Below are 21,178 nucleotides of genomic sequence, written 5' to 3'. Positions count from 1 at the left end.
AGTTCACGGGAAGAACGCAGAACCTGAGAGCATAGCCTCTACCTCGTGCCGGGTCGGAAGGGAAGGCTGAGCACCGGGCCTCGTGGCAGCAATGGCGCCTGCAGCGCATCCCCATCTCATGCACTCGTCAGGCAGTCTGCCTTCGAGCCAGGCCACGGTGAACGCGGCCACGAAAGCATCACCGGCGGCTGTGGTATCAACGGCCTGAACCCGGAACGGCGGCGTGACGATCTCGCCTTCAGGACCCACAAACACTGCTCCACGTTCACCAAGTGTTATGACCACGCGCTTCGCGCCTAGGTCGCGCAGCCGATTGGCCGCCTCAAGCGCACCGATTACTGGGGCTGGTTCATTGGAATCAGCCGAGATAGAGCCATCCGTCCCGCCGGCCTGACGAGCCACGGGGACGCCCGTGAGAGCCTCTGCCTCCAGTTCGTTGGGGACGGCGATGTCCACATGCTGTAAGAGGGCTTTCACAGAAGCGGGATCTGTCACGGGAGCGGGGTTGAGCACGGTCAGTCTCCCATGCGCCCTCGCAAACGAGAACGCTTGGCTCACCGTGGTGATCGGGACCTCGAGTTGTGCAATGACCGCATCTGACTGGGCGATTACATCTTCGGCAAAGACAATATCATCCAGCGAGCATCTGGCATTGGCCCCAGGGCATACTGCGATCGTGTTGTGTCCGAGCCTGTCCACTGTTATCAGGGCAACTCCGGTAGGGTGGAGGCCATCTCGAAGGATTCGGCTGGTCTTCACACCGTGTGCCTCGAGGTTTGAAAGAAGCGCGTCCCCAAACGGGTCCGCTCCGACTCTTCCAACCATCACAACCGCAGCGCTCATCTTTGCTGACGCGACTGCTTGGTTCGCGCCCTTTCCGCCGGGCACTTGCTTGAACGAGGTTCCTGTCACGGTTTCCCCCTCGCGTGGGAGGGCTTCCACTGTTGCCACGAGATCCATATTAATGCTTCCCACAACCACCACTCTGCTCACTCGCGGATCACCCTTGCCTGTGTACTACCCGTGGCGCTTCCACGGATCTGGACTGTGTACCAGCGCTGCACGTCGCTGTTGGCCGTTGCCTCCTGGCGCGCGTACCAGTTGCTGAAGGACTGACGCCTTCAACAGCCTAGAGCCTAGCTCACTATCCTGGCGAGTGCGTACCTCTAGGTCCGAGGCAATAGCACGATAATCCTGGGAACACGAGTACCAAATCGCTGACTTCAGGAGCTTCCGTCCCTTCAGCACGTACACGTACCCGAATACCCGACAATACCGCGCAGGATTACCCAGTAGCTGTCAATATGGGCAACGTCCCCCTGTAACAATGCGGGCCAGTCCTGAGGGGGCTGGAAAGGCCAAACATGCTCCAAGGGTTTTGGGACGCCGGCAGGGCCGACACCCTCAAGGACAGCAGCGCACACTGGAAAGGCCGCCCGACCGTGGATGCAAACGATTTCACAAGCTCGTACCAAACCATAAACCCTGCGCTGCAATGACCTTGCACTTCACGCTATAACATTATTCTTCTACATGGATTTGCCGATTCCTCCTTGCACTCGGCGAGGTTTCACTGAGTCAGCTCGGCTAATGCAAGTGTATTAGTACACCTAGAGTGAACAACCTCTGAGCCACTCCACAGCACAAGATCGCTGAAATCTCCAGTATCAAGCCGCATACGTGCGCCAGAGCATCTCCACACGATTCCAGTCTTATAGCACGTTGCGGCCGGGTCATGTGCTTGAAGCTGTTCACGGCAAGGCCTGCCTCAACCATCGCAGCAATGCGATTTCACGTAACTGACGGAAAACAGGCCCTGCAGCCTGCAGGTTGAGCAGACCGTACTGTCCCCTTCAGGCTCTCCGTGAGGGCGTTGCGTGCTCTAGCAGCCACCGCTCCTGATGATCATAGCGATCCGTTTAGACTGCTCAACAGGGTTGTCTCAACCTGGCCGTGCCGGCACCACGGGGGAAGGTCTAAGGGCATGACTTATGTATCAGTAAGCGTGGGACGCGTGTTGAAGGATATGCACGGCGCTATCTGCGACTTCATGGCAATCGAGGGCATTGAAACCGAGAGAAGAGAAGCAACCCTGATCGCCCTTGCCGACCACTGAGGCAGACGAGTCAGCTCTCGCGACGCACTGCCTGCTGGTACTGCCTGGCATGGCCTTGAGACCCTTGGGGATCCTCAATCGGAAGCACTTTGCGCACGGAGACCTCTGATAAGCGTCAGGGGGCTCCAAGCTAGATGTGCAGAAGATTCCGGCTTCCAGGTAGAACTGCCGGAGACTCACAGATATCAAGCGGCATCGGCAGCCCTAGCACCATCCTATCGTTAGCGGAAAAGGGCAGCAACTGACGCGAAAGGTTGCCGCCGGCTCAGAAACTAACATACCTCAGAACACGACGGATGCTGTGCACCAAGATACGTTCCACGGCCGTGTCCTCCTGCTCTTCGCAACGTTGCAGTATATTGCTGCCTTAGAACAGCCTGCACTACTTACCGTCTTGCGTCGGAATCTCGGCCTTGCACCAGCCGCCTTGCGGGCATTGGGCCCGGCTGCCGGCCGAAGCCCTGCACGTCTGCCCCGTATTCGCAAACCATTTCCAAGCTGGCGGAAGGGCTTGGCCGGGAGGGGCGGTGACTCGTCAACGGTAAGACGATGAGCACACAGTGAGAATCACCGATACATACTGAGAACAAGTGGCAACTTCCTTGCCCATAAAAGGGGCGTTGTATAGTTGTATAATGGATCTGACGGACTGACGGACCTTCGTCCGACGCGCCCGGCGCGCGGTCACCGGGGGGACATGAATGCCCGACTAAGCGGGAGGAGAGGGAAGAAAATGAGCCTGTCTGTGGCAAGGTTGACCTCGAAGGGGCAGATCACCCTTCCGCTTGAGGTCCGAGAGTTTCTATCGATTCAGAGGGGTGATAGAATCATGTTCCGGCAGGAGCGCAACCGCGTCTATTTGGAGCGCCTACCCGCGAACGTCCCTTCAGCCCAGGTTTTCGGAAAGCTGCGTCGGCCAGGTATGGAGCCAATGGACCTCGAAGCAGCCCGAGCCAAAGCGAGGGAGCCTCGAGCCAAGAGAGTGCTCGGGTGTGAAGGACAGGACGATAGGTGAAGGGCGAGACGACTGGACGGTTAGACTCCAATGTAATTCTTCGCATCTCCTCAACGATCATGCCGACCACAGCGCGAGAGCGAAGGCCCTCATCGAATGTTGCGAGCGCGGGTCGGGCCCGCTGAGAATCGCTCTTCACACCCTGTGCGAGGTCGTGTATGTCCTAGAGCATGAAGGACTCGGCCGGGAGCAGACCTACGAAGCCATACGCGATTTCTTGGGCATCCGAGGCATCGAGGTTGATGAGGAGGGCACCGCCTTGGAGGCCCTCGCGGATTACCGTGACAAGGGTGTCGACTTCAGCGACGCGCTCCTTGCTGCTATTGCCCGGCAAAGCCACGAGATCGTCTGGACGTTCAATCAGAAGCACTTCGCGCGCATGGATGGACTGTGGCGAACTCCGCCCGCGACCTAAGGGAGTTCGTTCACGATTTCAAGTGCGTGGTCCGTGGGAGTTTGTGGTTCTTATGACGACGTGGGGCGGGGCGTCGTGCCCCGCCCCACGCTCCATGCGGGGAGGCCACCTCAACCCCGTTTCAACCTTGGGTTGCAGACTACTTCGTAACGAGCTCGAGCGGGACGGGTATGAACTTGCTGACGCTTCTCTCAGTAGTTCTCCGCGAGGGGCTCATAGAACGCCCTCGGATGAGCGCAAGCCGGACACACCTCCGGAGGCTCGGTGCCTTCGTGAATGTACCCGCAGTTGCGGCAGTGCCACTTGATCGGACGGTCGCGACGGAAGACAGTCCCGCTGTGCACGCGCTCCAGAAGGGCACGGTAACGCTTCTCGTGGGCTTCTTCGACCTCGGCGACTTCCTGGAAGGCTCTGGCGAGATCCTCGAATCCCTCCTCGCGCGCGGTCTCGGCGAACTCCCGGTACATAGTGGTCCACTCGTAGTTCTCACCGCTCGCGGCTTCTTCGAGGTTGGCGGAGGTGTCCGAGATCATTCCAAGAGCCTTCGCCCAAAGCTTTGCGTGCTCTTTCTCGTTCTCCGCGGTTTCCTCGAAGATCGCGGCGATTTGCTCGTACCCCTCTTTGCGGGCGACAGACGCGAAGAACGTGTACTTGTTCCTGGCCTGCGACTCGCCGTTGAAAGCGGCCCTGAGGTTCGCCTCGGTTTTGGATCCCTTGAGCTTCATGCATTTCCACCTCCAGCGATACTGGGCGGTTTCATGAGCAGGCAGTCTCCGATCTCAGTCGGTGTCGGATTACTGATCTCGACCGGCGCCGGATAGCTGAACCCTCTCTGACACTAGCTTTCCACTTTGTGACCGCTCGCCATCCCACACAGGCATTGTAGCCGCGGATCGGCGGGAGCAAGGATCTCCGCGAGTCGCAGCCCTTGGCGGTTCATGGTATCCCGGCGGTGGTCGTCTCGGACAAACGATTCTCCGACTCATTGCGGAATCCTTCCGAGCCGCAGGCGACAGCGCCACAGTCCTCGAAGTTGGGACGTCAACATCGAGGCGTCAGTACTAAGAAGCGGCGGCAGCGGAAAGCCTCAAGAGGCCGCAAAATCCCCAAGAAAGGAGTTGACAGGAGCCACCCGTGCACTCGACGCCGGTTGACGTGTTCCTTTACATTCGTTCCAGCTCGGGTCGGGTCGTGGTCGGCGACCAAGAGATCGGCGCGTCCGGCGGAGACATCGTGCTGAGCCCGAAAGGTATACCTCACGGGCTCAAGGCAGACCGGTCGGGGGAGTTCAGCGTGCTCGTGGTGAAGGCCCCAAGTCCCGACGCGCAGAGACTCAGACGAGGAGACTAGGAAACTAAGGTCTCAGGGGTCGAAGACCTCTGCGGTCGCCGGACCATGCCCTGGGACGACGGTAAGGGCCGCGACCGAGCCCGGCTGGAGCGATAGGCGCACCCTTCTCGGGCCGGAGACCTCCGAGATCACCACCTCGACGTCGTGGCCTTGCGCGAGGTCAAGAGTGTTTAGGAGGACGGCTATCGTGCCGTCATCGCGCAGGGCGGCGAATGCATGAACCCGTTCGCGCTCGCCCTTGACCGGCAGCATCCTGCCGGTCAAATTGCGAGAATACAACCTGAAGGCGTAATAGGCCTCAGAGGGGCGCCCGTCCATTCCCACAAGGCCGTGCTCAGCCCCTTCCTGAAGGTTCCAGTACACACCGTACCTCACGTCGTGGCGGGCGAGTTGGCCGATCGTCTCTGCAAGCCAGAGCGCTCGCACTCCAGGTGGATATTCTACGGAGCTGTCGAAGTCAAGGTTATACTCGGTCAAGGCCAGACCGGTGCCGGGGTAGTTCTGGTCGATCCAACGCCCGAAGAGTGGAAGGATGCCCCGGACAGCCGACTCGGACGTAGGGTCGATGAGGCTTGGGTTGTAAGATGGGTCCCACCACTCTCGTGTCGCGTCCAGGATGTCCTGCGGATTCGTGTGGACCTCCTTCGCGTTGAAGGACCTATAGATCGGGTAGCGATGGAAAGACACCGCGTCGAGGATTCTGAGGCCGTGACGACCTTCATACTCCGCACAGTACCTCAGCATGTACGGGATCCAATCGCCCTTGAGGACGCGGTCGGCCGCGACCGCGCTCCGAACGTAATACGTGGGGTTGCAGTTGGCGGGGCCCATGACGATGATGGAGGGATCCACTGCCTTCATGGCTCGGGAAAACTCCGCGAATCGCTCGAGGTACTCGTCGTATCCGATAGGCCGCTTCTGGTAGTCGCGGTGCGTCTCGTGCCAGATGAACGGCTCGTTGTCTATTTCGAAGAACCTGACTTTGAGCCCGTGCTGGATGTTGAGGAACCGCACCAAGTCCGCGGCCGCCTCGGCATCCATTATCCTCACCATCTCGGTGGACGCGGTCTCCGCTGGGGCGAACCCGAAGGCGTTAACCTGGATGAGCGGCTCCGCGCCGTGGCTGCGCGCCCAGGTCACGAACTCGAGGAGCCCGGGCCTTTGGACTACGTTTCTCTTCGTCCACCAGTCGTTGTACGTGTCAATCCTCCAGTTGTAGCGGCTTATGTTGTTACCCCCGAACCTTATGAGCTTGACGCGAAGGTCGGAGATCTCATCGTCAGGGGGGAGTTTGCCGACCCATTGTCCCCAGGCACTCCCATAGACGTAAGGGCTGATGACGTGGCCTGGGTGCAACGCGTCGACAGTGATCGTGGCGTCGAGAGGCGCCGCAACAGGCGGCGCCGCGGGGCTCGTCGCGGCATCAGCGATCGAAGCCTCAATGGCGTCCCCGTCACCAGAGCGATCGACGTTCACGGGCTCCACCGCGACAAGGATTGTTCGTGTGGTGTCAGGTGCCCGCCCTCCTATCTCAGAGGCCTGGCTCCCTGCGGTATCTGGCGGCAGAGCGCGCTTCGACTCGATTCTCCACCCGGACCGCGTCAGCGCTAATCTCAATTCAGCGTTCGCGCGCACGTCCTTGTATGCCCCGGAACGTGGGTCCTTCACCGTCATGACCTCGGGGAGACGCACAACCGCGACTCCATCGCCGAGAACGAGGCTAGCTCTTGTGAAGTCCCCCGCAATGGCTACCACCGGCTCAAGCTCTGTCAGTATCTGGGCCCTCACAGTCTTCGGATCCTCGTCCTCTCGTGAGTCGCGCTGAACGAAAAGCGACAGCATCAGGTCGATGTCCTTCAGCGTCATTGCCCGGTACAGGTCCGCGACGACCTGCCGGATGGCCTGCTCGTGCAGGGCGGCACTTTCAGATGCCGGTGAGGCGTCCGCGAGCCCCGAAAGCCCTCCGATCGCTGCGGCGTGTGTCACGACAACCGCTGCGACCGCAAGAACACACAGTGCGGGCGACACCAGTCCGCCCGAGACTCTACAAAGCCTTCTGCCCGCAAGCCGTCCAGCCATGGCTCCTCATCGTCTCCCCTCATAGACATCCCCCGCGTCTCGGCTCACGGGCGTTCCCGGCTGAGAGCCGACCGCTTTCGGCGCCCATTCTTCAGCTTTGTGGCATGCTCAAGACCCGGCAGGCTAGCCACTTGCGCCGGCCCGCTCGCTTCAGCTTTCGCCCAATTCGTTCTTCACCCATGTGATGGACTCCTCTCCCTCGGACCAGGAATTCAGTGAAAGGCTTCTCTACGGGGTCATTTGAATGCGAAGAAGCAGGTATGCGAGGACCTGGTCTATAGAGCCCCGAAACGACCGCGCGGCAACGATCGTGCGACGCGGGTAACGTCGCCACCCTCGGGAGGAAGAGCAGCTAACACTGTCGAAGTGCCCTTCTCAGAACGAACGCATCGGTGAGGAACGGAGTCACGGTGGGGGAGATGGTCTTGGAGTGAGATTCGGAGTGTTCGGTACGGTTGCGCGCGGGCCCGGTCCTTCGGCCGACCCGCGCGCGAAGCTCGTGAAGCTCGTCGCGTTGACCGTCGTATTGACGGCGTTGACCGCGCTGTGTGCGCTCACACCTTACTGCGCGGCCACGGCGGCTGCGCCGGCCGCGGCGGCTGCGCCTGTCGCGCCTGTCACGTCGGTCGTACCGACCGCGCAGGCAGCGGCGGCAGCACCGGCAGCGCCGGACCAGGAGGACCTGGATGCTTCGGTGGACCGCCTCCTCACCCCCGCGGAACTCGAGGCGTTCTTCGATGGAGTCATGGCCGCCCACTTTCAAGCGTACCACATCCCGGGCGCAGCTGTTGCCGTGGTCAAAGATGGGGAGATACTCTTCGCCAAAGGGTACGGCTACGCGAACCTGGAAACGCGGACACCCGTGGATGCAGCGCAGACTCTCTTTCGGATAGGCTCGGTCTCGAAGCTATTCACGTGGACCGCCGTGATGCAGCTGGTCGAGCGGGGAGCGCTCGACATGGACGAGGACGTCAACGCCTACCTGAAGGGCGGCGGCTTCCGCGTGCCCGCGACGTATCCAGAGCCGATAACCATGGCTCACCTAATGAACCATACGGCGGGTTTCGAAGACCGGAACGTAGGCCTGTTCAACCGAGATCCCGAGAGCGTCCTGCCCCTCGGCGAGGTGCTCGCCGCCACCTTGCCCCGGCGGGTTCGGCCGCCTGGGGAGGTCACCGCTTACTCAAACTACGGAGCTGCGCTCGCGGGATACGTCGTCGAGCGCGTCAGCGGGATGCCATGGGCCACCTACATTGAGGAAAACATCCTCAAACCCCTCCGCATGGACCACACCACCCCCCGCCAGCCCGTCCCGCCGCATCTCCAGACGCGATTGGCCGTCGGGTACGAGTACTCGCCGGCCTCGGCACGCTTCGAGCCTGGGCTCTTCGAATACCTGCCCGCCGCTCCCGCAGGCGCTGTCAGCGCCACAGCCGTGGACATGGCGAAGTTCATGATCTCACACCTGAGGGCTGAAAGGCCCGAGGACAGCCGGACGCAGATCCTGAGGCCCAAGACGGCTCGCGCGATGCACACAACGAGCTTCATCCAGGACCCCGACCTTGGTGGAATCGCCCACGGCTTTCTCGAACAACCATACGGCAGCCTGAGGACCATCGGGCACGGCGGGGACACGTTCCTCTTTCATTCGGAGCTACGCCTGATACCGTCCCATGACGTGGGCATCTTCGTCGTGTACAACAGCCCCGACGGCGCGACCGCCCGCGACCAGCTCGTGCGAGCGTTTCTAGACCGCTACTTCGCAAGTTACGCTGAGTGGCTCACTGGACCTTCGAGGGTGGGCGCGGGGGCGAGTCCCGCAACGAACCTCACGTTCCGCGCAGGCGCGATCGACGGCGCCGAAACGGCAGAGGCGGCCGGGCCGACCGACGGCGGGGGACGGGTGCGGGACGTGAGGAGGTACACGGGCATCTACACTTCGACCCGCGTGCCCCGGACCACCGTTGACAGGCTCATCGAACTCTTGAGCGTCGTGGTGGTGAGAGAGGCGCCGCCGAGTGAAGCGTTGGGCCACGCGAACGGGTCAGGCCCGTCGCTGCTCGTGACGCTGTCGCCCGTGCTCGGCACTTAGCGCTTCGAGCAAGTCGAACCCGGCCTGTTCCGGGAAGTCGGCGGCCCGGGAAGGATAGCCTTCAGCGCTGGTCCGGCGGGAGGTCCTGACAGGCTGCTCATGGGATCGGCTTGGATGTGCGAGAAGGCGCCGTGGTACAAGACACCTTCTTTCCAGATCGGCATAGTGGCGGTGTGCGTCCTTCTCTTTCTTTCGGCGGTGATAGGTTGGCCGGTGACCGCCCTGGTTTCGCTGAGGCGGGAGCGAGGACACGGTCGGCAAGCGGGGTCTGAGTCGCACAGGCGAGCACGGGGGCTGGCCACGCGATCGGCGAGGTGGTTGGCGGGGCTCGTCAGCGGGCTGTTCCTCGTCGTGGTCGTTCTCTTGCTGGTGGTGCTGCGCGACCCGAGCGAGATAGGTTTCGGCGCGCCCGCGAGTCTGCGGGTGCTGGTAGCCCTGGCGCTCGTCGCCACGCTCCTCGTTCCGGCTGTGGCGGCCGCCGCTGGTTTGGCGTGGAGGAACCACGGTTCTACGCTGAGAGGGCGGGTGCACCTCATGTTGGTGGCGGTGGCATGTGCCGCCTTCGCATTATGGCTCAACCACTGGAATCTGCTCGGATTTCGATTCTAAGAGGACACACCGGATGCTTCGCGGCGTCATCGGTGCTCCGAGGCGCGGGTGTTTGGGTCTTCGCCTGAGATCCAATTGAGGAGGGAGAGAGATGAGAAGAGGCTACGTCATGTCACTGGACCTGGGCACGACGAGCTCCCGCGCGATGATCTTCGACCACGACGCACGGCCCGTGGCCTTCGCGGCCAGGGAGTTCCCGCAGATGTATCCGCGGCCCGGCTGGGTGGAACACGACCCTATGGACATCGCTCGGCGCGGCGTACCTTGCCGGCCTCGCGACGGGCTTCTGGAAGGACAGGGCAGAATTGGCCAGGGCTTGGCGTGCAGAGAGGCGGTTCGAGCCTGCTATGGCAGAGGATGATCGGGAGCGGATGTACGACGGCTGGCGAGAGGCGGTGGCTCGTGCGAGAGGCTGGGAGAAGGATAGAAAGGATGGATAGGAGCAGTGATGGCACACTTCCGACTTGAGCGGAGATACCACACCCGCGGCGGCCGGAATGGGCAAACGAGAGTGCGAAGGAACACAGTCACGGCGCTCTTGGTATTATCCGTTGCCGTATCGGTGGTGGCGGGGCTCGCCGTGCGGCCGTCAGGTGAATTCGGCGCGGCAGCGAGAGCGGTCACCAGAGCGAGAGCGGTCACAAACGGGTCAGACCTCCGGGATTCGAACGAAGCGCGTTCCCAGGACGAAGTGCGTTCCCAGGCCTGGGGCGTAGAGATGCTGCTCGAGCCGGAAGACATGCTGGAAGACCTTGAGTATCTGAGCTCAACGATACGGCAGGTCCATCCCGCGATGGCAGGCCGGTCCCCAGAGAGCCGCTCCGCAATGCAAGAGTTCGCGGCGCGGGTAGATGCCGCCAAAGCCGAATTGAGCGAGCCCTTGCCGGCCTGGCGCTTCTTTGCCCTGGTCAACGAGGTTCTGGCCTCCTTGCGGGACGCCCACACCTCCCTGCGGCTGCCAGAGTTCACCGGGACGCTACCCGTGCAGCTGACGTGGGCCGACGACGGGGTCGTGGTGAGCGGAGTTCTCGACCCGGATCTTCCCGTGCAGCCCGGCGACGAACTCATCAGCCTCGGCGGCCGCACGCCCGAGCGGTTGCTTGAGGACCTTTGCGCCTGGGTTCCCCATGCAAACCTCTGTTGGGTGAAGGCTCTCGGCGGCCGGTACCTGGCGAACCCGCTGGTCCTGAAGGGCCTGGGGTTGGTGTCCAGGCAAGGATCAGAGGAAGGGGAACCGGAACGGGAAGTCGACAGGACGTCCGGGCGTGAAGAGACGGTCGAAGAGACGGTTGAGATGGTGGTCCGACGCCCGGAGGATGCGGCCGGCGCGAGCAGAGTGCTTGCTGCGAAGATCCCCATGTGGGACGAGCTCACGGTCACAGGGACCGTGTCTGGCCCCGACGCGGCAACCGGCGGCACTCGGTCGCCGGCGGCTGAAGCAGGCGTGAAGCCCGGCGACAGGGTGCTCGCTGCGGACGGGGCCGCTGTACGCTCGGCGGACGACCTCGCTCGCGCGGTTCAGAGAGCCGGTCGAGAAGGGCGGACACTTGTGCTGGAAGTCCTGCGCCAGGGAGAGAGGCTTGAGTTGAGCGTGCGCCCAATGCCAAGGTCTGCACAGGACGCCGGTTCCACCGGGGCCGCGGAGACGGCGTATGTCATTGGAGTGGTGCTCGGCGGCGCGCCGACGTCCGGAGAAAAGGAACGGCCGTGGTTCGGCTGGGCAATCGATCACTCCGGTCGGTGCGGCCTGTTTTGGCTGGACGAATGCAACAACACGAGGAGTTACCGCAGGGCAGTGGACGAGTTCTTCTCCGCGGCGCGAAAGGATGGAGTCGAAAGGATCGCCATCGACCTGCGACGCAACGCCGGCGGAGATTCCATGGTGGTGGGCGCGTTTCTCAAGTACTTGCCATATGAGTATGGAGACCTGCGCGCTCCGTCCCGTGCCACACGCTACTCGCCGCAACTTGCCAAGCAGCGAGGTCCTTGGCTTCGCTTGCTTACGTGGATGGGCGAGACTTTCTTCAACGGACGGTGGCTGCCCTATCCGCTCCAGCCCCGGGCCGCCGCGGACGAGCTCTTTCGAGGGGAAGTGTACGTCCTGACTTCGTGGCTCTCTTTCAGCTCAGCTGTGGACTTCGCGGCGATTCTGCGGGACAACCGCCTGGCGAAGGTGGTCGGAGCCCCGACGGGTGGCTCGCCTACGGAATACGGCGACATACTTGGTTTCGCCATGCCTAATACCGGTTGGCGTTTCTCGGTTTCTACCACGTCGTTCGTCAGGCCCGACCCCGCCTTCGACCCGGCGGACGCGCTCTACCCGGACATTCCCATTCCGACGACCGTCCGGGACATTCGAGAGGGACGCGACCCCGTGCTGGAATGGCTTCGCTCGTCTTCGGCGATGGCGTCGTCAGCGGTGCTGCCGTGACGCGAGGCAACTGGCTACCGTGCCCTGGCCCGCTTCTTGGCTGCAACATCGTGGAGTCATTGAGTAACTCCAATGCCAGCTTGAGCCATGTTATTGTAGAACCCATACGCGTACTGAATGAACTCCCAGCCAAGTCTTGACAAGAGGTTCTTGTTGGTCAGAATCGTCACCGTGAGCAGAGGAGTCTCCTGTATGTCGATCAGGCGGAAATCCGGCTCGTAGAATACGTTGGCCGCGCGGATGCGTGTTTGTAGTGTAACGCGCATACCTGCACGTATGTACTGTTTGATGGTCCCCAGCCGGACATCGGACAATGTGAGCTTGGGAACGAAACCGGCCGCCATGCAGGCGTCATAGAAGAGCTTGAATAGGGCCCCATCTTCCCTCGGGAAGCAGAACTTCTCATGCCTGACATCGCTCAATGAAATCGAGCTCTTTGGCGCGAGGCGGTGGCTCTCGTGTACAACAAGCACTAGCTCATCTCTTCTCAGGGGCACCACGTAGTAATCCAGCTGCTGTGGCCAGAACTCTCGATAACCGATGACTATGTCAGTTTCTCTGTCGTCGAGCAGGTGAAGCATCTTCGTGTGGTCGCACTCCCTGGATTCTACGTGAAAGTCGGCCTGTTCTCGTTCAAAGCCGATGATCAGATTGGTAACTCCATATTGTGCCATGTCGTAAAAGGAGGCAACCCTGAGTTTCCTGTTCTCGCTGGCAGTGTAGTCCTTTACTTCCTGAACCATCTTGTCGTACGCATCTAGAATGGTCTCAACATAGATACAGATCCTTTCCCCGACCGGAGTCAAGTGAACCGCCGCGTGCTTACGGCTGAAGAGGACCGCCCCTAGCTCGTTTTCGAGGGCCTTTAGCTGTTTTGAGAGTGCTGACTGCGACATGTATAGATTCTCAGCGGCTACGGAAAAACACTGGTGGTTCTTCACAGCTTCAAAACACCGCAAGTGATCCAACCTCACTCCGTTGACCCTCCCTTCGCTTTCACCGTTCACGGGACTCTCCCAGAGGTGGCTCAGACATGCTCCCGACCCGGAGTCGTAACACGTTTGCCTTGGAGGACTCGATCTCTAGTTTCGAGAGCCGCCTATCACCTCCTTCTTATCGCTAGCTGGCAATGAAGATGAGTTCTGGAGAAGCCTAGACGTTGTCGGGGCACCGGAACGGTCGGTGGCTCTTGCTGCACCTCGGGATATGAGAAGAGAAGTCGACGTTTCTGTTAAGGAGCCCTCGCGCAGCGAACGAGCTCGCGAAGAGTGCATAACAGCCGTGCATGTTGCGGCCCGCCACTGGAGGGCGGAAGCGGGCGCCACGCACAAGCCCCGCGACACGGATTCGCACGCGTCACTAGCGACATGGTTGAGTCAGGAACATCATGAGAAACAGTGGCGCACCATGTCTGGACTGAATGGAATGGATCCCATGCCAACTCAGAATTGATCTTTCCGCAGCTAAGCACTTACACTAAGAGTGCAAGCTTGCTGACTCAAGGTAATCAGTCGAGGAGAGGAAGACGTGGCATGAGTCATAGGAAACTCAACCCACTGCTGGACCCGCGCGGCTATCAGGAGCGGCCGGTCATTGAACTGGCGCCTAGAGCTACCATTGAGGCTTTGAGAAAAGGCAAGATACTGTTTTACGACAACACGAAGCTGTCTTTCTGCAACTACAACCAAGTATTCGTAAGGATCAAGGAACGCCTGGCCGAACTGGGGATCACGAACTTCGTTGATTATAGAGAAACCGTTCGTGGTAAGGATACTGATAAGCTGGAAGATTATGCGGCGATGCTGGCGAAGGAAAAGCCGACCGCGGCCATTGTAGCCTTTGGAGATATGGGTACGTCTGCAGCTACAACAGTTGTGGCAATTGCATTGGAGAAGCTGGGTATCCCCACGGTGTATATGACAGCGCCTCCGGGATCGGCTATCGCCGAAGGGGTGGGCGTGTACCGAGCGGGCAATCTCTGCCTGTGCCCGGTGGACGTCTATCAGGCTAGTACCGAAGAAGAGGTAAGGGAGCAGGTCGACCTGAAGTGGGATTACATAATTGGGTCTCTCACTGCTACCGGAGAGGAGCTTGCCAAACTAGCTCACATCGATTTCAAGATGGACAGAGTCCCCCCAGCCAAGGACGGCCTGTTGCCGATTACTGAGAGGATCGCGGTTGACGATGACAAGTTGCTGGAACCTGGTTGCTACATGGAGGAGATCAACGAGTATTTCAACGACGAACACATGAGCGATGGTCTTCCGATCATCCCTCCCACACGAGCACGATACGAGAGAATGATGAGTTATTGCCCTTTTGACGAGGACATGGTCCTCTGCAACCAGGTTGGCCCTACCGGCAAAGACATTACAGTGAAGGATGTTGCGGTGGCCGCTGTCATGGCCGGATGTACTCCCAAAGCGATGCCTGTGTTGGTGACTGCGTTCAAGGCGATGAACAATCCGAAGTATAATCTGCTCCAATCCGTCACGACCTCTCATCCGGGCGGAAACCTGGTGTTGGTCAGCGGACCTATCGCGCAGGAGATCGGCATTTCAGGCAGACAGGGTTGTTTGGGGCCTGGCTGGCCGATGAACGCGACGATCGGACGCGCTGTCAACCTGGTAATAATGAATGTCTGTCGTGCCGTTCCGGGTATCTGTGATCTGGACTGTCTTGCTTCGCAGGCAGAGTTTACCTACTGTTTCGCAGAGGAACCCGAGCTTGCGCAGTGGAACATGATCAATGAAGACCATTTCGACTCGGAAACCACTACGGTGTACGTGCTCAAGGCCGAGCCCCTACACGACATCATCGACTTCTTGAGTCTGGACGGACATGATCTGCTGGACACAATCACGCATTGCTGTACCACACTTGGCTCAAACAACGCCTACATCCCTGGCCCCTTGGTGGTGTGCCTGACGCCCGACCACGGCATGATGCTCAAGAAAGCCGGCTACACGAAGGAGATGATCCAGGAGCACATACACACATACGCTTACCACGAGGTTCCGATGGTCCGTAACAGGGGTCTCGTGCCCGTGCGTCCTCCCGAATTCAAGGATAGGCACCCGATGCCCGTAACACGCAGTCCGAAGGATGTAGAAGTCGTGGTCGTGGGCGGCAGGGGTGGCCACTCCGGTGTGATTCTCCCGTGGGCACTGCACAGCGAGGGCATCGTGGAACCTATCTGTCTTCCGAATGGCAAGAGGGCCAGAAGCATTGAGGAGTTCAAGAGATAGGCCTGCTAACGTCCGTGAACACAACGCACGCGAGAAGGAGGAATGGTGCTGGACCGCTGTCAACGTCCCCGATAACGACGAAAGTACTGTTCGACTCATGGCAGTTGACAAGGGAGAAAGACCTTCCGGCTCTGGGTTGCTGCTTAAGTCCGGACTCGAAAGACTCAAGGAGGGAGTTCCCATGAAAGGGAAAGGGCTGATGGTGCTGTTGTTGTTGGCGGCGGCAGTTGCTCTCTGTGCGGGCTCGGGCTTCTCAGAACAGACTTTCCCTGATGCTTCCAAGGACCCTAAGGTCACCCTCAGGTGGGGCTGCACGGCTCCCTCGGAAGACCTGGCGTCAGAGGCGATGCGAAGGGTGACCAAACTCGTCGAAGAGAGAACCGGCGGGTCCCTGAAGATCAATTTCTTCCCTGCTTCTCAGCTAGGCACGGCAATGACGCAGATGGAAATGGTGATCAACGGCAACATAGACATGTTCACTGAGGGCGCTCATTACATGGCTGACTGGGGCGTTCCGGACAGTGCTGTTACCAGTTTCATGGGTCAGTGCCCAAGCAAAGACATATTTGCCAAGTTCGTTCAAAGCGATTTCTACAAGGCCTGGGAAGATGAGTTCTTGAGAACCGCTGGAGTCAGGACCCTGGCAAGCAACTGGATAAGGCCACCGGCAGAACTCGTTTCGAAGGTCCCACTATACAGGTTTGAGGATTTCAAGAATCTCAAAGTACGCTCGATCCCCTCTGAGTATTCGCTGGCAACTTTCAAGGCAATGGGTATGAACCCGACTGCGGTCGCGTACGACGAAGTCTATCTGGCCCTGCAACAAGGGATCATCAATGCGGCGGTGGCTACCTTTGATACCATCTACACCATGAACTTCTACCAAGTAGCGAAGTACGTCCTCAAGCTGGATCTTAGCTACGTCAATTTCGCCATCTGGATGAACGAAAGAAAGTTCCAATCTCTATCCCCTGCTCAGCGCGAGATCCTGCTCAAGACCTGTCAGGAAGTCGGTGTTTGGTACTCACAGGCTGTTGATCAGCAGCTCAAGAGCTATATCGACAAAATGGCTGCGAGCGGGGTCACAGTCATTGAGTACCCCCAAGAGGAACTCGCAAAGTTCGCTGCTGCCGCAAGGAAGGCTGCCTACGACTTCGAGAAGGCCGGGAAATGGTCAAAGGGAGTGTTCGACAAGTACTTGGCCGTGTTACAGCAACTAGCCAAGTAGGGGGCCTTCGCGACCGCCGATAATCGGCAGTCTAGGGTGGTCTTATACGGCAAAGAGGAGAGACCTTCAAATGAGTGCCCTGAATTACGCCGTGTATTACTGCAACAAGGTGCTCAGGATCGTCGGGAACCTTATCCTCGCGGCGATACTGCTGGTAATAACCGCCGGCATCGTCAGCCGGTACGTGTTCCGCAACCCCTTTACGTGGACAGAAGAGATCTCTACTCTGTTGATGGTTAGTCTCGGCTATGTAAGCGGGGCAGTGGTGACCATCGAGAAGAAGCACGTCGTAGCGGACTTTCTCATAAGCAACGCGTCGCCAAGGTTCAAACGTGCAGTGTCGTTTGTGAGTAAGGTACTAGCGGTTGCTGTCTTCACACTAATCTGCGTCAGCTCGTATCACATGCTGTTACCGAAGATAGTGTACAGGACAGCTGCCCTCGGGATCCCCAGGAATCTATTCTACTGGCCGCTCTTCTCCATGTGCGTTGTCATGATCTTCGCGGTGCTCGTCGATATCCTTAACGAGATCTTTCCTGGTCGTGACACCGTCGTGAAGCTGACACGGGAGAGGGACTTGTCGGTAGGGTAGGATGCATGCTAAGAACCGGTACACACAGACAAAGGAAAGTACGGATGGTCAGATGCGGCTAGCTGATGCCAAGGAGAAGAAACGACATCGAAACGTGTCCGTTTCGTGGGGGGTCGAAGCACATGGCAAGCATAATCATCATGTTCGTCATCTTTCTGGTCTTGATGCTGGTAGGAGTCCCCGTGGTCTTCTCGCTTGGCTTTGCTACGTTGGTCTGGCTGGTGGCGATGAACCCCGGCATCCCGGTCACCGTAGCTGCTCAGAGCATGATGAGTCAGTTGCTGTCATTCACACTTATCGCGATGCCGGGGTTTCTATTTGTTGGACGGATGATGAACACAACAGGAGTCACCGATCGGCTGTTTCGCTTTTCCGTGGCGATGGTTGGACGTTTCCGCGGTGGCCTTGCTCACGCGAACGCTCTAGCTAGCATGTTGTTTGCGTCGATGTCAGGCAATGCTGTCGCCGATGCCGGCGGTCTTGGTCTTGTAGAGATGACTATGATGAAGAAGGCCGGGTACAAGGCGGACTTTTCTGCCGGTATCACAGCAGCGTCGAGCATCTTGGGGCCGATTATACCGCCGAGCAGCATCATGATACTTGTGGGCTCCATTGCGCAGATCTCAGTAGCGGCCCTATTCTATGGAGGTATCCTTCCCGGGGTCATACTCGGCTTAGCGCTCATGGGATTGGTCGCATTCCGAGCTCATTTCACCACAGAAGGCAAGACATGGCCGAAGACCAGGATTCCTTGGCGCGAAGCCATCAAGACTATCCCGGAAGCGATTCCTCCGTTGCTCACGTTTGTCATCATAATAGGCGCTATTAGCGGCGGAGTCTGCACACCCACGGAAGCGGCAGTTCTTGCAGTGTGGTGGTCCATCATTCTGGGAATATGCTACAAGAAATTAACGTGGAAGAGCCTGTGGGAGACGCTTGATGACACTGTCCGCGCGGCAGGGGTATTCATGTTAATCATGTCGGTCGCGAGTTTCTTCGCCTGGATCGTCACGTTCGAAGGGCTCCCGCAAGCTCTTCAAGCAATGTTAAGGGCAGTAGCTGGAGAAAGTCAGATCCTGATGTTCCTCATTTGCACCGTAGTGTTCCTGATCATCGGCTGTTTCATTGACACAGGATCCGCGGCGCTGCTGGTGACCCCGATTGTCCTGCCCGCGGTAACTGCCTTGGGAGTCGACCCAATACACTTCTCCATTGTCATGATCATTGCTCTAATCATAGGTGCGATAACTCCACCTTTTGGCCTGTGTCTCTTCGTAGTCGCTAACGTGAATGACTTGCCCGTGAAGGATGTAACGAAGGAAGCTGTAAGATACCTACCCGCAATGGTCCTTACCGTGATCCTCGCGATCGTGTTTCCCGGACTAGTCACTTGGCTGCCTAGAATTCTGCTGCGCTAGACGTCGTGTATCGTGGTCGGGAATGAAACCTGGAGGTAGGCCCGTCAGAAAACCAACGGCTTAAGAACATGTGAAGAGAGGACTGACGAATGCCTGTCGGGGTGCTTGTGGATTGCACGGCGATTGTTTTCGGAGGCTTGATCGGAGCGTGTGGCCATAATCGGATTCCAGAAAGGATCAAGGTCACACTGCCGGTGATCTTTGCAACCTGCGCTCTGGCCCTTGGGATTACCCTGATCGTGAAGGTTATCAACATCGAGCCAGTCGTATTGGCGTTGATTCTGGGGACTGCGGTCGGTGAGCGTTTAGGTATCGAAGACTATCTCAATACCATCTCGATGAGGCTGCAAAGGAGACTGCAGTCGGGAGCTACCAGGTTAGATGAGAAGGCTGTCGAGGATTTCGTTACGCTTCTGGTGCTATTCAGCGCTAACGCTGGCTGTATCATCGGCGCTCTCTACGAGGGAATGACGGGAGATACGACACTTCTAGTCATCAAGTCGATTCTCGACTTCTTCACGGCGATGATCTTCGCGACGACTGCCGGCTACCTGATTGTACTCCTCAGCATTCCCACGTTGGTCGTCGGTGTCGTTTTCTTCTCGCTCGCTTCCATCATACTACCTCACATCAGCGAGGTGATGATTGCGGATTTCGTCGGCGGCGGCGGCATCATCACTCTATTGGTCGGAATCCGGATGATGGGGCTCAAGCGAGTCCCTGTTGCCAACACGATCCCTGTGATTCCGCTCTTGATGCCGCTTTCGTACCTGTGGACGCTCGTCTTCTGAGTGTGTGGGACCGAACCACGTTGCGTCTGAAGGAGGGAAACAACAGTGGCTTACGAGACAATTAGGCATGACAAGAAGTTCGATGTAATCGTCTGCGGTGGCGGCACGTCGGGCGTGGCGGCAGCCATATCTTCGGCAAGAGCTGGTGCAGATACGCTCCTGATCGAGCGGCTCGGCGCTTTGGGCGGTCAGATGAACGTATCCGGTCCCCCAGGATTCGCCTACGCATGGTTGTTCAACCAGCGAGGCGAGCAAATCATCGGCGGGATCGTCGAGGAGACACACAAGCGGTTGCTTGAGGAAGGCCACGCACTGCCCCATAACCACAGCGAATACAGGGAAGGGTCCGGTTACACGTTTTCGTATGTCGACCCCGATTGGTGGGGGCTGTTGATCTTTGACATGATGACAGAGAGTGGCGTGACCTTGCTCCTTCACTCACTTGTCGTTGATGTCCTCCAAGAAGGCAACAAGGTTACCGGAGTGGCCGTGGAGAACCCTAACGGTCGGGTGGAGATCATGGGCAAGGTGGTCATTGACTGTACAGGTGAGGGGTATGTTGCTTCTAGAGCTGGAGCGCCTTGGGAAGTGGTCCCCAGAGAGCAGCTGCAGCCGCACACTCTGTCCTTTACGTGCGACGGAGTTGATTGGGAGGAGTTCCTGGATTACGTGCGGGCCAATCCTGAGGAGTTCTATGGATGTGACGTCCCCGGACGGTCACGCGAGGAGATGTATGAGATCCTGAGGAGAGCCGACAACATAGTCGACCTGGGAGAGATTAGGGGTTTCTTCTCCATCTTGAGAGAAGCGCTTGCCAGGAAGGAATGGCATGGCTTCAGCGGCATGGGATTCTTCATCATGCCGAAAGGTGATGACAAGAATAGGAGGATACTCGCCCATTTCCAGCATTCCTCGCATGTTGCCGGTCGGAGCCCCGATGATGCGTGGGACTTGACCTATTGTGAGATCGAGGCACGAAGACAGATTCAGATGGCCTTCAAATGCTTCAAGAAATACGTTCCTGGTTTCCAAGACGCGTACATTACCAGGATCTGCCCGGAGCTCAGGATCCGCGAAGGCAGAAGGATAATCTGCGACTACGTTCTGACCACTCAAGACGTGGCCGAAGCGAGGAAATTCCCTGATGTCATAGGAAAGAGCGGCTTTCCTGCTGGCGGACACCATGTCGTCGGCACAGAGACCATAGCAACCAACGCGGTAATGCCGAAAGACGGGGGCTCCCATGACATCCCATACAGGTGTCTGGTTCCGAAGAGAGTGGAGAGTCTTCTGGTGGCAGGCAAGATGATCTCGACTGATCGGGACGCTTATCATAGGTTCCTGCAGCAAACGATGGTCACCGGCCAAGCGGCTGGGGTGGCTGCGGTCCTATGTGCGAAGCAAGGCATCACACCTAGAGAACTGGAAAAGGACGTTTCGGAACTCCAAAGAATACTGCAGCAGCAGGGTGCCATACTCTTTGGCACACATTGAGAGTTCTGTTCTTACGTTGTCTCCGACATGAAGGAACAGGGGACTGTTCTTGCCTTGGATCAGTCAGGAATGCAGCCGGGCACAGCCGCCAATGTCAGAATTGGCGGCTGTATCGTATCATTCAAGACCCTCACTCACTCCATCGGCTGTAAGGACGATACCGCGAGCGCCCCCAAGAAGTGTTCTGTTTGTTTCGCCAGGCTTAATTCTGACATGGGGCATTGGCATACGACGACCACATACTCCCCGAGTTCGACAAGGCCTGGGCACACAAAGGGGCTGAAGTGCAGTAATGACGGG

General features: G+C 58.7%; 17 protein-coding genes and 2 pseudogenes. 15 read left to right on the top strand and 4 right to left on the bottom strand.

Translation table 11 applies throughout. The annotated features are described in order from the left end of the window. Window positions 1–3 precede the first annotated feature (3 nt). On the bottom strand, window positions 4–993 hold the full coding sequence (gene rbsK, locus NUW12_06020) for a ribokinase (protein ID MCR4402327.1): 990 nt from the start codon (window positions 991–993) through the stop codon (window positions 4–6). A 991-nt stretch (window positions 994–1,984) separates the two neighbouring features. Here rbsK and NUW12_06015 point away from each other — a divergent pair. The 3 genes from NUW12_06015 to NUW12_06005 all read left to right on the top strand — a co-directional run bounded on the left by NUW12_06015 (window position 1,985) and on the right by NUW12_06005 (window position 3,546). Next, on the top strand, window positions 1,985–2,116 hold the full coding sequence (locus NUW12_06015; protein ID MCR4402326.1) for a hypothetical protein: 132 nt from the start codon (window positions 1,985–1,987) through the stop codon (window positions 2,114–2,116). A 733-nt stretch (window positions 2,117–2,849) separates the two neighbouring features. After that, window positions 2,850–3,131, top strand: a complete 282-nt coding sequence (locus NUW12_06010) for an AbrB/MazE/SpoVT family DNA-binding domain-containing protein (GenBank protein MCR4402325.1) — start codon at window positions 2,850–2,852, stop codon at window positions 3,129–3,131. Next, window positions 3,109–3,546, top strand: a complete 438-nt coding sequence (locus NUW12_06005; GenBank protein ID MCR4402324.1) for a PIN domain-containing protein — start codon at window positions 3,109–3,111, stop codon at window positions 3,544–3,546. The genes NUW12_06010 and NUW12_06005 overlap by 23 nt, the downstream gene beginning before the upstream one ends. Before the next feature lie 191 nt (window positions 3,547–3,737). Here NUW12_06005 and NUW12_06000 read toward each other — a convergent pair whose 3' ends face one another. Continuing rightward, a complete protein-coding gene (locus NUW12_06000) occupies window positions 3,738–4,271 on the bottom strand; it encodes a rubrerythrin family protein (protein ID MCR4402323.1) in 534 nt (177 codons plus the stop codon). Window positions 4,272–4,680: 409 nt separating this feature from the next. On the opposite strand from NUW12_06000, the gene NUW12_05995 reads away from it, so the two are divergent. Continuing rightward, on the top strand, window positions 4,681–4,896 hold the full coding sequence (locus NUW12_05995; GenBank protein MCR4402322.1) for an AraC family ligand binding domain-containing protein: 216 nt from the start codon (window positions 4,681–4,683) through the stop codon (window positions 4,894–4,896). Window positions 4,897–4,908: 12 nt separating this feature from the next. On the opposite strand, the gene NUW12_05990 is transcribed toward NUW12_05995, so the two are convergent. Then, the gene (locus NUW12_05990; GenBank protein ID MCR4402321.1) at window positions 4,909–6,975 is read right to left on the bottom strand and encodes a glycoside hydrolase family 44 protein; all 2,067 of its coding nucleotides are present in this window, start codon (window positions 6,973–6,975) and stop codon (window positions 4,909–4,911) included. Window positions 6,976–7,405: 430 nt separating this feature from the next. On the opposite strand from NUW12_05990, the gene NUW12_05985 reads away from it, so the two are divergent. From NUW12_05985 to NUW12_05965, 5 genes and pseudogenes are all read left to right on the top strand, one after another. Further along, window positions 7,406–9,067 carry a beta-lactamase family protein gene (locus NUW12_05985; GenBank protein MCR4402320.1) on the top strand — a complete coding sequence of 554 codons (1,662 nt, stop codon included), beginning with the start codon at window positions 7,406–7,408 and terminating at the stop codon, window positions 9,065–9,067. Between the two features lie 99 nt (window positions 9,068–9,166). Then, on the top strand, window positions 9,167–9,676 hold the full coding sequence (locus NUW12_05980) for a hypothetical protein (GenBank protein MCR4402319.1): 510 nt from the start codon (window positions 9,167–9,169) through the stop codon (window positions 9,674–9,676). 91 nt (window positions 9,677–9,767) lie between these two features. Beyond that, window positions 9,768–9,923: pseudogene (locus NUW12_05975) on the top strand (FGGY family carbohydrate kinase). Further along, window positions 9,919–10,116, top strand: a pseudogene (locus tag NUW12_05970) (glycerol kinase). Before NUW12_05975 ends, NUW12_05970 begins: the two co-directional pseudogenes overlap by 5 nt. 71 nt (window positions 10,117–10,187) lie before the next feature. After that, a complete protein-coding gene (locus NUW12_05965) occupies window positions 10,188–12,107 on the top strand; it encodes a S41 family peptidase (GenBank protein ID MCR4402318.1) in 1,920 nt (639 codons plus the stop codon). A 56-nt stretch (window positions 12,108–12,163) separates the two neighbouring features. Here NUW12_05965 and NUW12_05960 read toward each other — a convergent pair whose 3' ends face one another. After that, a complete protein-coding gene (locus tag NUW12_05960) occupies window positions 12,164–13,066 on the bottom strand; it encodes a LysR family transcriptional regulator (protein MCR4402317.1) in 903 nt (300 codons plus the stop codon). A 573-nt stretch (window positions 13,067–13,639) separates the two neighbouring features. Here NUW12_05960 and NUW12_05955 point away from each other — a divergent pair. From NUW12_05955 to NUW12_05930, 6 genes are all read left to right on the top strand, one after another. Beyond that, window positions 13,640–15,355 (top strand): hypothetical protein, encoded by a 1,716-nt coding sequence (locus NUW12_05955; protein MCR4402316.1) that lies wholly within the window; start codon window positions 13,640–13,642, stop codon window positions 15,353–15,355. Beyond that, window positions 15,336–16,583, top strand: coding sequence for a TRAP transporter substrate-binding protein (locus tag NUW12_05950; GenBank protein ID MCR4402315.1), 1,248 nt, complete (start codon window positions 15,336–15,338; stop codon window positions 16,581–16,583). The genes NUW12_05955 and NUW12_05950 overlap by 20 nt, the downstream gene beginning before the upstream one ends. A gap of 70 nt (window positions 16,584–16,653) precedes the next feature. Next, on the top strand, window positions 16,654–17,175 hold the full coding sequence (locus NUW12_05945; protein MCR4402314.1) for a TRAP transporter small permease: 522 nt from the start codon (window positions 16,654–16,656) through the stop codon (window positions 17,173–17,175). 122 nt (window positions 17,176–17,297) lie between these two features. Then, window positions 17,298–18,593: a TRAP transporter large permease gene (locus NUW12_05940; GenBank protein MCR4402313.1), complete on the top strand. Its 1,296-nt coding sequence runs from the start codon at window positions 17,298–17,300 to the stop codon at window positions 18,591–18,593. 89 nt (window positions 18,594–18,682) lie between these two features. Next, entirely contained in the window at window positions 18,683–19,384 is a 702-nt protein-coding gene (locus tag NUW12_05935; GenBank protein ID MCR4402312.1) for a DUF554 domain-containing protein, read from the top strand. 45 nt (window positions 19,385–19,429) lie between these two features. Then, window positions 19,430–20,878, top strand: coding sequence for an FAD-dependent oxidoreductase (locus NUW12_05930; protein ID MCR4402311.1), 1,449 nt, complete (start codon window positions 19,430–19,432; stop codon window positions 20,876–20,878). The last annotated feature ends 300 nt before the right edge of the window (window positions 20,879–21,178 follow it).

It is taken from the genome of Bacillota bacterium (assembly GCA_024653485.1).
GTDB lineage: Bacteria > Bacillota > SHA-98 > UBA4971 > UBA4971 > UBA6256.
This window is presented reverse-complemented; position numbering and strand designations above follow the sequence as displayed.